This window comes from Nonomuraea zeae (assembly GCF_005889725.1).
Classification (GTDB): domain Bacteria; phylum Actinomycetota; class Actinomycetes; order Streptosporangiales; family Streptosporangiaceae; genus Nonomuraea; species Nonomuraea zeae.
The window spans coordinates 1-12,023 of record NZ_VCKX01000341.1 but is presented as its reverse complement, the minus strand read 5'-3'; the positions used below and the strand labels follow the sequence as shown (position 1 = coordinate 12,023).

Annotated in this window: 8 protein-coding genes; 1 reads left to right on the top strand and 7 read right to left on the bottom strand. The window is 70.5% G+C overall.

What is annotated here, in order from left to right:
• From ETD85_RS53555 to ETD85_RS53535, 5 genes are all read right to left on the bottom strand, one after another.
• Window positions 1–8,176 (bottom strand): hypothetical protein (locus tag ETD85_RS53555; RefSeq protein ID WP_138697560.1); only part of this gene is annotated, 8,176 nt, incomplete at its 3' end.
• The gene (locus tag ETD85_RS53550; protein ID WP_138697559.1) at window positions 8,173–8,517 is read right to left on the bottom strand and encodes a hypothetical protein; all 345 of its coding nucleotides are present in this window, start codon (window positions 8,515–8,517) and stop codon (window positions 8,173–8,175) included. The genes ETD85_RS53555 and ETD85_RS53550, both read right to left, overlap by 4 nt.
• On the bottom strand, window positions 8,514–8,921 hold the full coding sequence (locus tag ETD85_RS53545; protein ID WP_240780016.1) for a YbaB/EbfC family nucleoid-associated protein: 408 nt from the start codon (window positions 8,919–8,921) through the stop codon (window positions 8,514–8,516). Before ETD85_RS53545 ends, ETD85_RS53550 begins: the two co-directional genes overlap by 4 nt.
• 75 nt (window positions 8,922–8,996) lie before the next feature.
• Window positions 8,997–9,389 carry a hypothetical protein gene (locus ETD85_RS53540; protein WP_138697557.1) on the bottom strand — a complete coding sequence of 131 codons (393 nt, stop codon included), beginning with the start codon at window positions 9,387–9,389 and terminating at the stop codon, window positions 8,997–8,999.
• A complete protein-coding gene (locus tag ETD85_RS53535) occupies window positions 9,386–10,255 on the bottom strand; it encodes an SseB family protein (protein ID WP_138697556.1) in 870 nt (289 codons plus the stop codon). Before ETD85_RS53535 ends, ETD85_RS53540 begins: the two co-directional genes overlap by 4 nt.
• An 88-nt stretch (window positions 10,256–10,343) precedes the next feature.
• Between ETD85_RS53535 and ETD85_RS53530 the strand changes: the two genes are divergently transcribed.
• Window positions 10,344–10,826, top strand: coding sequence for a hypothetical protein (locus ETD85_RS53530; protein ID WP_240780015.1), 483 nt, complete (start codon window positions 10,344–10,346; stop codon window positions 10,824–10,826).
• A gap of 29 nt (window positions 10,827–10,855) precedes the next feature.
• Here ETD85_RS53530 and ETD85_RS53525 read toward each other — a convergent pair whose 3' ends face one another.
• On the bottom strand, window positions 10,856–11,047 hold the full coding sequence (locus tag ETD85_RS53525; RefSeq protein ID WP_138697554.1) for a ferredoxin: 192 nt from the start codon (window positions 11,045–11,047) through the stop codon (window positions 10,856–10,858).
• Between the two features lie 42 nt (window positions 11,048–11,089).
• Window positions 11,090–12,023: cytochrome P450 (locus ETD85_RS53520; RefSeq protein ID WP_138697553.1), on the bottom strand; the 934-nt coding region annotated here is incomplete at its 5' end.

Below are 12,023 nucleotides of genomic sequence, written 5' to 3'. Positions count from 1 at the left end.
AGTGTGTATAAGAGACAGAGACCATGCCGGCGGGGATGATCCGGTCGATGGTGCCGGACACCTCCCTGGCGGCGACCGACGGCGGGCTCGGGACCGACTGGTTGGGCGGATTCCTCTGTACGGCCGGGCTCTTGCGCACCTCGACGGAGATCCTGATGCCCTGGCGTACCTCCGCTTGGGGGCCGTTGAACGAGGCCACACGCTCGACCCGGGTCTGCTGCAGGTTGCTCGCGCCCGTGCTGGTGTGTCCACGGTCGGTGGTCGCGGCACCCGACTCGGCGCTCACCGCCCCCTTGAAGCTGGGGCTGCCGGTCGTGCTCGCCGATTCGGAGGTGTTGTCTTCGAGCATGGTGTAGCGCTGCAAGATCTGGCCGTAGTCGAAGATCTCACCCCGATACGCCACGTCGGGACCGAGCTCAACTCGTACGGTGATTTCGAGCAGGTCCTCGACCCCGTCGACCCTGACGACGTAGTCGCCGCCGGGTGAGTCCGGGTCCAGCAGGTCGTCGATCTTCCCGAGCCAGGTTTCGCGGGAGTAGTCGGTCGCGAGTGCCTGCCACAGCTCGGTGTCCTGATCGAGCGCACCCGGCGCCACCTCGTTGACCGCCGACACGATCTGGCTCAGCAGCTCCACCTCGGTGTCCGGCTCGGTGGCCGGATGGAGGCTGACCTGCTTGACGGTACTCATGCCGATGGAGTCGCCGTAGGCCGGCGCCAGCTCGGCGGGGACCTCGCCGTTCTCCAGCCGCTGGGCGGCGGCCAGCAGGTTGTCCAGCACATGAAGGTAGAACTCGGGCCTGCTGAGCATGCGCTCGCGGGTCTCGGCGGCCTTCTCGCTCGGCTGCCCCGCAGGGACGCCCGGCGGCATCAGCTCGATCAGCCTGTTCTCCGGGAACAGTTCGAGCAGCGCCCGCAAAGCCCCATGCCTGGTATGCCCCGAGGTGAGCGGGACACCGGGCACGTCAGGCCGGCCCGCATTGGTGCCTCTCGCCTGGTCCAGGTCCTGGAGGTAGCGGGCCATGAACCTGATCGCGATCCGGCGGCCGAGCTTCAGGTTGCCGTTCATCAGCCGTTCGGCCGCGTCGGCCGCCTGGTGCAGGGGCAGCTGCACCTCCCCGCTCGCGTAGAGGTCGAGCGCGTCACGTTCGGCGAGCAGGTAGATGACGGTGCCGTCGCTCAGTTCGGTGGTCTCGGCGTCGGCGCCGGAACCCACGGTCAGCTCCGGCGTGACGTCCATGGCGAAGGCGTACTTCTTGCTCGTGTCGATGCCCAGCCGCTCCGGTCCGGCGATGACCTTCCCCTCACGGGTGGTGGTCGTCGACCAGGAGCCCGCGGCGCCTTCCTCGGAGCCCGTGGTGCCGTGCAGCGGACCTCCGGCGGTGACCCCGCCGCCCTTCGTCGTGCTTCGTTGGGTAGAGCCGGCGTGGGAGCCGAGCGTGAGGTTGATGTCGCCGACCACCAGGTCGGTGGCGGACAGGAAGCGGGACTCGCCCGGCGTCAGGCGCAGGGAGACGGGCTGGTGCCGCAGTCCCCCTAACATGGTCGGGGTGTGCACCCCGGTCCGGAGGCCGGAGGTGAACACCTCGGGGTGACTGATCAGGCCGCGTACGTTGAAGAACGCCGCCAGGTGCTGGAACTGCGGCGAATCGCGGTCGAGCCGCGTGGCGAGCCGGTTCGCGGCTTCCGTCGCCACGGCGCCGGCGTCGAGATGGGCGATCGTGGCCAGCCGCAGAGCCGCCGGCGAGGTCGGATGGCGCGGGCTCTCCGGCCGGGGGTGTCCGTCCGCGGACGGCGAGAGCGGCAGCAGGTCAGCGGGGAGCAGGACGCGCGCGTCGCCGGCCTCGTCCTCCACCACGGGCTCCGCGTGGTCCGGGCCGGTCAGCCGATCGACGCGGATGGTGTGCGGGATGCGGAGGACCGCGGTCAGTCCACCGCCCTCGATGAGCTTCACCTGGTTGACGGTGCTGCCCGTGGTGGTCGTGATCTGGTTGCCCTTGCCGTAGCTGAAGCCGGCGTTCGCCGTCCCCGCCCAGTCGAGGCCGGGGTCGTTCTTGAACTCGGGTCCGGCCTGGACCGAGCCGGTCAGCGTTGACCCGTGCTTGCGGGTCACGGAGTAGGTGTCCGAGCCGATGTCCAGGTTCACCACCGGCTCGGCGCTCGTCACGCCCTGGTAGGCGATCTGGGTGAAGTCCTGCTCCAGAGTGATGCGCAGGGTGTAATGCTCGGCCGCGCGGCCCCACCGGTGATGGACGAGGTTGATGAACAGGCCCTCCTGGGCCGCCTGGTCGTAACCGGTCTCCAGACGTTCTGCGGAGAACTGCTCGGCGACCAGTTGTTCGTTGGCGATCTGGCTCGCCCTCACCACGGGGGAGGCGGAGTAGACAGGGACGCCGTTCACGAGCTGAGGCAGCACGCCCTTGCCCCGCAGATATCTCTCGACCTCGGCGCGGACCGAGTCCATGCCGGTGACCTGCTGAACCAGTGCCGGGCCGGCGCCACGGGTCTGTCCCGGGTCGTCGCCGTACCAGGTGGGCGGCTCGCCGACCCTGCCTGGCGGGTCGGCCTCGTCGGGATCGTCCCTCAACAGGATGGTCCCGTCCGCGGCGCGCCCGGTCTCCGCCTCGGCGTCGACCGGCAGGCCGTAGCGGTAGGCGTCCGGCTCGGGAATGCGGAACAACCCGGCGCTCTGTTCGGGGGGCAGGGTGACTGGGGCCGCGCCGACCAGCTGAACCGTCACCGTGTGCGTCAGGTCCAGCACGTAGCCCTGGGTGTGGCCCGCCCACCGCTGCACGCTCGGATGGATGGCCGTCGCGTTCACGCTGGTGGACGCCGCGGCCGACCGCGACGGAGTGAGGCTCCCGGTGAGCTTCCCGCCCCACTCTCCCTTCTGGTCCATCCCCCGGGCGCCCATGAGATTCGGGGCGACCCCGCCCTCCGCCACGCCGCTCTTGTGGTCGGCGTCGGACCGGTTCTTGCCCGCGGTGGAGGACCCGTTGCGCAGCCGCTCCTGGTGGTGCTTGGTGCTGGGGCCACCGACGGGCGTGCCCCCGGGTGCCACCTCGGTGTGCACCGTCACCACGGCTCGGACCCGGCCGTTCACGGTGATGGTCCGCTGGAGTCCTGACGGGTTGTTGATGGCCTCGCCCAGATAACTGGGCAGATCCTCGGTGATGGTCGTGATGACCTGGTTACGCGCGACAGGGCTGAGTCCGGCCGCTTCGAGCTGGTCGGCCACGCGGCCGCCCAGCGCGGTCAGGCCGGTCAAGCCGGTGACGACGTGCTCGGGGAAGGGCACTTGCTGCCGATCTGCCTCCTCAAGCTGGAGGATGCGTCCCGGCGGGCCGGTGAGGTAGGCGTGTGAGATCCACAGGCTCTGACGCTCGGCGCCGGCCTCCAGCGTCCGCGTCACCCGGCCGGACTCCGTGACCAGCTCCACCTCCCAGTTCGCCCTGGCGTCGAACATCGCGGACATGCCGCGGTTGTCCTCGACGTTGCCGCCCAGCCAGTTGCTCTGCGACGAGGTTGAGACGGACTGCTCGTCACCCCACCCGAGTTTGGCGTTCAGCACGGCATGCTCGGCCACCAGCCGGGCGGCCTCGGCGGCCAGGTCGAGGCCGGGAATGAGCATCAGCGTCCAGGCGAGGAGCGGGACCAGGTTTCCGTTGAAGGCGACGTCGTGGGAGAGAGCGCCGGTCGTGGACGTCTCGCCACCGCCCTGCCGGAGCAGGCCGATCATGGTCTCGGAGTGCGAGGTGCCGGGGTTCACGACCTCCTTGAGATCGTCCAGCTTCAACCGGATCCGCAACTCCGCGCCCGTGGAGGTGTTCAGGCGCAGCACCATGCCGTCGGGTGAGACCGCGGTCCGGAAGGCCTGGCGGATGGCGTACCTTAGTTGCTCCTCGGTGAACGGCGCGGCCACACCCTGCTGCGTGAGCAGGTCGTTGACCAACGCGTTCAATGCTCCAAGGCCGGCGATCGGCCCCGCCGGATAGGTCCCCGTCAGCGCCTTCGGGGACGGCAGCGCCGCCTGGTGGGCCTGGTCGTAGGCTTCCGACCGGGTCTTCAGCTCCTGCAGGGCGAGCTCGACCTGAAGGGTCATCGGCTTGTCCGGCCTGTTCACCCCGTCCAGCCCGGCCCGCAACGGATCGACGGCCTGCAACGCCTGCCCCGCGGCTGCCGCCGCGGCCTCGTACAGCTCGGCCATGCGGGTGTGGTGCGCCTCGATGGACGTCGCCAGCTCGGCCTCCACCTCCGCCTTACGCCTACGTTCGCGCGCGCTGTCGTCCTGATCCCCACTGTGCCGGGTCGCCTGGCCCCAGGCGGCGAGAGCCTTCTCTCTCGCCTGCGCGGCGTCCCGTTGGTGCCTGAGGCTGAGCTCGGTACTGTGCTGCTGGGCGGCGGCCAGGGCGTTCGCCCTGTCGTCGGTCTCCTGCCTGAGCCGCGACAGCGCGGTGTCGGGCGGCGGCGTGGGGTCGATGAGCGGAGCCGGCGGCGTCGCCGGCGGGAGCCGGGCGATCATCTCCTGATACGCGCGCAGGGCCGCGGCCGCCGCGTCCGCGCGGACGTTCAGCTGGGCGAGGTCGACCGGACCTCCCTTGACCACCGTGTCCAGGAGGTCGGCGAGCTCCCGGTGAGCGTCACGGGCGGCGATCGCCGCCCGTTCGGCCTCCTCCTGCAGCCCGGCGATCCGGATCAGATCTCCGGCGGCCGCCTGCCGCGTCCGGGCAGCGTCCACGTCGCCGCGGGCCTGTGCGTCCGTCGCGAGCGCGTTCGCCTGGCGCGCCGCTTCGTGGTAGGCGCCCACCGTACGATGCTGAGCGTCGACGACCGCGTCGAACGCCTCGATGGTGGAACGCAGGGCCAGTGCTGTGGCCTGGCGGCCGGAAACGTTCTTGAGCAGGGCCTCACGTATTCGGGCGATGTCCTCGGCACCGTGCTTGGTCGGCACCTGCTCCTGCCCCGTGACCTGCCGGTAGTGCTGTTCATAGGTGGCGCCCAGCCGGAGCATCTGCGAGACGTACGCGCTCGGCAGGGTGGCCGAATGTTGGCTCGCCTGGTCCATCTGGTCCAGCAGGGACTGGTAGACCTCGGCGGACTGCGTCGCCGCGGCCGCCGCGGCGTTCCGGTCGGCCGCCGTGAGCGAGGAGGCCGACGTCGCGATGCTGAGGTCGGCGGCGCGGAGCGCGGCGATGTGCCGGCGGAGCGCATCCGGTCCTGGCGCCATCTCGGTCAGCGCGGGGAGCGCGGCCACCGGCTGCGCCTGTTCCTCATAGCGCTGGTGGAGCTGGTGGGCTCTGTGCAGCGCCCGTGCGAGCTTGGTGAGCTGCGCGGGGGAGCCGCCTGTGAGGGACTGCGCGTCCTCATAGGCGGCTCTCGCCTGGGCGACCGCGATCAGCAACGGGTCGGTGGTGGTCCCCGCCGTCGCCATCGCCTGCAACTGCAGGTTCAACTCGATCTGCAGGAGCTGGTCGATCTGCTCCATCAGCGCCAGGTTGAGTTCCCGTACGGCCGGGCCGACCGCCTGGTCGTGCTCGCGCAGCCGGCTGATCAGGTCGGCCACCGACGGCGGAGTCTGCACGGCGGGCGCCGGCGGCGGCTGCCACAGGCCACGGGCCAGCAGGATGTCGCGCACAGCGTCACGTTCCGCCTCAAGGGCCGGCCGTTGGTCCGCGCTCGCCTCGGCGATCCTGCGGCTCAGGAACGCTTCCTCGCGCAGGCGGGCCGTCAGGCACTCGTCCCGGTCGCCCGGCAGGGTGGCCAGGCGGCGTAGCGGGCCCTGCCGAGGATGGTTCCTGGCCTGGAGCGTGTCGGCGATCTCGTGCAGGACCAGCCGGGCCACCTGGTCGGGAGCCACGCGCAGAGCCAGCCGTACCTCGTTGAGGTGGCCGGTTCTCAGCAGGGTGCGGCCGAGTCGCCGGCGAGGGACGCGGCCCACCTCGAAGGTGAACGTCTGATCGGGGAGGCCGTTGAGCTCGACCACCAGAGTGGCGGGCCCGGTCCAGCGCAGGCCGGTGACCGTGTCGCCGAGGTCGGAGGCGCGTACCTCGGCCTCGAACGCCGCCCTGGCCTCCTGCACCGTGAGCGGGGGCACATCCTCGTGGCGGCCGTCGGCGACGAACCTCGTCTTCTTGATGGGGCGCCCGGTCACGGTCGCGTGGGTGTCCCTGGTGCGGCGGGCCCCACTGATCAGCCGGGTGACCAGGCCCGGTGCGTTCGGGGCCGGCAGGGCGGGCGCGGGCGAGACGGCAGGCTGCCTGTCCGCCGATGGCGCCGTGGCGGTGGCGGTGCCGGCCGTCTCGGAGGTGGTGACGGTGTCGGGCGGGCCGGCGTCTTGCGTGCCGTCGACGGGTTCGGGCGCGTGGGAGGTGTGAGGTTCGCCGGAGTTCTCCGGGGTGCCGGCCGGCTCTGGGGCGGTGGCCGCCGCTGGAGCACTCGCCGGGTCCGCAGCGGCGGCCGGTTCGGGAGCATTCGCCGGGTCCGGGGTGCTGGTCGGGGTGCTCGATTGTTCTGGGGCGTCGGTGGGTGTGCCCGAGGGTTCGGCCAGTGCCTGATCGGGTGCCTGATTGGGTGCGGGTGCGGGCTGCTGCTGAGCGGTTGGTGCGGCGTCCCGAGCAGTGGGCTGGGACACCGGCCCCCGGTCCTGGTCCTCGGCTTGATTCTGGACGTCCGGCGCCACCTCTTGCCGTGGAGCGGGAAGGTCCTGCTGCGCCTTAGCGTCGTTGCCCTGCTGCGACCGGTTGGTCTGGCTGGTGTCCGGGGTGACGATGTCCGGTGCCGGTGCGGTCTGGGTCCCCTTCCTCCCGGGCTGCTGGCCTGCCGGGTCGACGCCCGTGCCGGTGCTGTCGCGCCTGGTCGGGCCCATGGACGGGCCGGCGGTGTCGACTGCTTGCCGCTGAGGCGGCACCACCGGAGCGACGCCGTCAGGCGAGCCAGGGCGGGGCCCGGTCGTGGCGGAAGAGTCGCCGGCGGCCGGACCTCCCATGGTGCCGGCGCTGCCCTGCTGGGCCTCGATCGCGGAGTCGAACACGCCGCTCAGCGTGGACATCGGGTTGACGATCGCGCCCGCGACGCTCGGGTTGAACGGGCTGATGGTGTTCGTACGGCCGGCGCCGCCGAGGAAGCCGCCGTACATTCCTTCGGCGCCCGGCAGCGAGAACTGGTCGTACACGGCGTAGTTGGCGACGACGCTGCCGGCGGGTGAGGCGACCATGTTGTTCAGGCCGGTGTTCAGGGCGCGCCCGGGGAAACGCAGGAACGCGTTGCCGACGCCACGATTGTCGCCCGCGATCCTGTTCAGCCGTGAGACGCCGGGCAGATTGTCGGTGAAGCGCGACATCGGCCCGCCGAGCTTGGTGCCGACGACCGCGCCGGTGCCCGCGCCGATCGCCGCCGCCTGGATCTTCTTCCAGTCCCACGTGTCGCGGGTGCCCATCTTGATCTGCTGGTACTGGGCGAGGGCGTCGATGGCGAGCTCTTCCGAGATCTCCTCGACCAGTTCGAAGGCCAGTGCCGCGTTGAAGAACTTGTTGCCGGTCCCCGCGAGCTTGGTGACCTGGCCGCTCGCGGCGACCGGGCCCGACCTCGCCGCGAGGAGCGCCAGGCGTTCCATGATCAGGGCGATCCTGCTCGCGCCCGCGGTGCCGACGCTGCGCAGCAGCAGGCTCGCGAGCGGGGAGAAGCCCGCGGCGATCAGGGCGATGAACGCGGCGATCACCGCGACCCAGAACGCGACGTTGACCGAGAGTTTGGAGTACTGGGTCTCGCGGGCGAAGTTGTCGACCATCTTCGCGTACGAGAACGACTCCTGAGCCTTGGCGACCACGCCGGCTTTGTCGTCGGACAGCTTGGCGAGCCGCTTGAAGATGGCCGGTTTGGCGGGCGACTGGAGGCTGCCGTTCAGGGTCTGCACCGTTGTGGCGGTCGGGTCGAGAGTCCCGATGAGCAGGTTCATCAGCTTGACGTACTCGACACGTAGTTCCCAGAGCTTGCTCTCGCTGCCCTTGGGCCAGCTCTGGCCTGCCGTGAGCAGCGGGATCAGGTGGTGGACCACCCAGCCGGGTAACGCCTCGGTCTCCCAGACCGGCTCCACGTCCTTGGTAGCCATCCCGCCACCGAACGCGTGGGCGCTGCTCGTCGGCTGCCGCGCGCCGTTGACGTCTCCTTTGCCCGCCATCATGCCTGGTGGTAGGTGTTCGGGAGGCCCGCCTCGATCGCCTGCTCCGTGGTGAGCGTGTTGGAGACCGTCGCGCGCAGCAGGGGCCCGGAGCCGGAGATCTCCTCGATCAGATCGCCGGTGTCACGCAGGAACCTCTCGGGGCCCCCACCGGCCATGTAGCTCGCGGTGAAGGACGCGCCGTCCGGCCCGTCGCCCTGAGGCAGCGCGGCGTTCAGCGCGCGGATCCGCGCCGCGATGCCCGGCCAGGCGGCCGCCAGGTCGGCCGCCATGGCGTCCCACTGGTTCAGGCTGTTGCTGATCGGTTCGCGGATGTGCAGGTCCGCGCGGTCGTCGGCGGTCATCGACGGCGTCCTTCTCCCAGCATCCGGCTGGAGAGCTGATCGAGCACGGCCTCCAGATCGCCGTCCAGATGGGCGCGTAACTGTTCGGGCGGTATCACCGGCTCGAAGAGCCCGACCAACTCCTCCAGGGCTTTGGCCTTGGCCCGCTGCACGGTGTCGGTGATCGCGTCCGCCAGCCCCCTGGCGTCGGGACGGCGGAACACCCGCGGGTCGAGGTCGAGCCTGATCAGGTCCCCGCGGACGCTCACCGTGGCGGAGACAAGGCCGTCAGCGGACTTCTCGGTGGTCCGGATCGCCTGGGCCCGGGCGTTGAGGTCGCTCGCCTCGCGCTGCATGCGCATGAAGGTCTCGCGTAACTCGTCGGCGTAGGCCTGGAGCCCTGCCGCGTCAGCGTCCTCTGTCAAGCCTCCACCCCCTAACTGGGGTGAATATAACAACAACAACATCCGACCTGAAGGGAACCAGGGGGATCTTGTTCATCAATTGCTTACAATCATCACAACCTTCTCGGTGAGCGCTGCCACCTCGTGACGCTTCACCCAGACGCGGTACACGCCGCGTTCGATCCGCTCCAGGCCGAGGGCCACGGCCCGGAGCGCGTCCCCGCCGGTGTACTCAAGGAGCAGATCCGTCTCCCGCGTCGTGTGCACCAGGAACGGGGCACCATGCCACTCACAGTTGGTCGTCACATGCCACACCGCGGCGCACTCCGCAGCCGGGACCGCGCGCACGAACCGGCCGGTCGCCACCTGCGTGAAACCGTCCGCGGGCGCCGAGCCGTACAGACGCATCCAGGGTAGACCGTCGATGAGCTCCGCCGCCGCCTCGTAGTCCGCCCCGGCCCAGCGGGCGCGATACGACTGCCCGCTCACTCGCCCGCCACCATCAGCCAGCGGCCGTGATCGGCGTCATACCTCGCGTGCGTACGCTCCTGCCCGTCAGCCGCCAGCTCCACGATCTCGGCACCATGCGGCAGGCCGATGCCGTCGATCTTGTACTCCCTGATGGTCTGATTCGCATTCGGCACCAGGCCCATGCCGACGAACGGCGGCTCCTCGACCACCCAGCCGGCCACCGCCACGCGGCCCTTCTCGTCGATGCCGCCGTACGGGGTGCGATAGAGCTCCAGCCCGATCGCCGGCCAGCGCAGCAGGTTGATCGCGCCCTCTGTGGTGAGCGCGTCGTCCTGCAGCAGCGCGTCGGCGAGGACGGAAGGCGTCGCGATGTGCGCGACGTCCAAGGCGTGATGGCAGTAGCCGGAGACCCGCGGCCGCTCGCTGTCCAGCAACTCCTGGATCTGCGCCACCTGCAGCGCCTTCTGCACGATCGGGAGGCCGCTGTCCGGCTCGGCCGCCAGGTCCTGCTCCAGCGTGGGCACCGCCAGGCGCGCGACCGTGCCAGGCTCAAGCAGGAACGACGGTTCGAGGCCCGGGTTGACCGCCAGCCCCCAGTGCAGGTCGGGCCAGCCTGCGGCGAGCTCGACCAGCGACACGATCCGGAAATGCCGGACGGCGTCGCCGGTCGCCTTCCGCATCGCCTCCGCCGAGGTGTACACCGCCAGCCAGGTCCGATCCGTCCCCGCGATCGTCGGCCAGGCGATCTGCTCGTCACCCCTGGCGGCGGCTTCGCCGACCGGGCAGGCGAAGTCCGCGTACCGCAACAGCGTCAGGCAGGTGGTCAGGTCCCCTCGGCCGTGCGCCTCCTGGAGTCGCTCCTCGAACGGGGTCGGCACCGGCATGCGGACACTCTAGTGGGGTCGTCCTCCCCCCTTATAGATTGCGCGTGTGACGGATTGGCCGGTTGCCCGCACCCGCGATGAGGCTCTCGTGTACCTCGACCTGACTCCGTGCGAGTGCGGCTCAATAGAGACCGAATGGGACAGCGGCGTCGTCAGCGTCGAAGGTTCGATGGCCAAGTGCTACTCGGGCGTCTGCGCAGGCTGCGATGCGGAGCGGGAGTTCCTGTTCTCGCTGCCCAGGCGCGAGGTCATGCCACGCGCCTGGCCGACGTTCGGCGGACACGAACCATCCCAGCTGCTCGACGCGGGGGAGTGGATGTGGGTCGCCGACCTCACGGCCGGCAACGTTCCCAGCGACCCGGCGAACGCTCAGCGGGCACTCTCGATGGCGCGCTCGGCCGTGGAGGAGGTGCTCAAGTTCATCCCCGAAGGCCAGGAGGAGGTCCCTCAGGACGCCTTCTGGTCCGCGCGCGGGCAGGAGGTACGCGATGCCGAGCCGCCCCGCTTCCGCCGCGACCGTCTGGAGGTCGTCAGGGACACCTACCGCGACCTCGCGGACGCCGGCGCCTGAGCCGCCGCTGGACTGGAACGGCTCCTGCCCTACAGAAGGTCGATGGCGCGTTCGGGGCAGTTGGAGGCCGCCAGCCTGGCCACATGTTCCTCGTCGGGCGGTGTCGTGCCGTCGCCCACGACCTGGCCGTAGCCTTCTTCGTCCTCCGTGAAGAGGCCGGGGGCGAGGTCGTGGCAGCGGCCGTGGCCCTGGCAGCGTTCGGGGTCGATGCGTACTTTCATCGGTGGTCGCTCCGGATTCGTGGGCGGTGCGGGCTTCGCCGGTCAGAGGATGCGGAGGGGAAGCGTACGGGGGCCGCGCACCTGGCTGGCGGCCCAGGTCACCGCCGCCGGGTCCGCCAGGGTGAAGGCGGGGAAGCGTTCCAGCCAGACCTCCAGCGCGACCCGGAGCTCCATGCGGGCCAGGTGGGAGCCCACGCAGCGGTGGATGCCGAGGCCGAAGGCGGCGTGCCGGTTCACCTCCCGATCGATGACCACCTCGCCGGCCCGCTCGAACTGGGCGGGGTCGCGGTTGGCGGCGGGGAAGGACAGCAGGATCCAGTCGTCGGCCTTCATGTCCACGCCGTTCCAGTGCATGTCCTGCTTGACCAGCCGGGCCATGGTGACCGGCGCGTAGGCGCGCAGCAGCTCCTCCATCGCGGTCGGCAGCAGCCCCGGCTCGGCCACCAGCCGCTCGCGGTCGGCCGGGGTCCTGGCCAGGTGCCACAGGGACGCCCCGATGGCGCTCCACGTCGTGTCGATGCCCGCGATGAGCAGCAGCATCACCATGCCCACGACGTGCAGGGGGTCGAGCTTGCGGCCGTGGAGCTCGGCGTTGATGAGGTACGTGGTCAGGTCGTCGCGCGGGTGGGCGATGTGGTCGTTGATCTGCGCGACGAGGTAGTCGGTGAGCGCGTTGAAGAGCTCGAAGCGCTCCTCGGGCGGCTGGTTGACGCTCTCCAGCACGTTCTCGACGAACTCGCGGAAGCGCGGGCCGTCCTCGGGCGGGAAGCCGAGCATGCCGGAGATCACCCGCATCGGGATGTGCTGGGCGTAGTCGCGGGCGGCGTCCACGGTCTGCCGCCCCTTCAGGGCGTCGATCAGCTCGTGGCAGTACGCGCGCGTCGCCGCCTCGTGTTCGGCGACCGCCGACCTGGTGAACGCCGGCAGCAGCAGCTTGCGGGCGTCGTGGTGGAAGGGCGGGTCGGAGGTGATGGGC

Excerpts from the sequence above, each read along its gene's own strand:
- ETD85_RS53550 (WP_138697559.1), bottom strand. The coding sequence starts at position 8,517 with ATGACCGCCGACGACCGCGCGGACCTGCACATCCGCGAACCGATCAGC.
- ETD85_RS53535 (WP_138697556.1), bottom strand. The coding sequence starts at position 10,255 with ATGCCGGTGCCGACCCCGTTCGAGGAGCGACTCCAGGAGGCGCACGGC.
- ETD85_RS53525 (WP_138697554.1), bottom strand. The coding sequence starts at position 11,047 with ATGAAAGTACGCATCGACCCCGAACGCTGCCAGGGCCACGGCCGCTGC.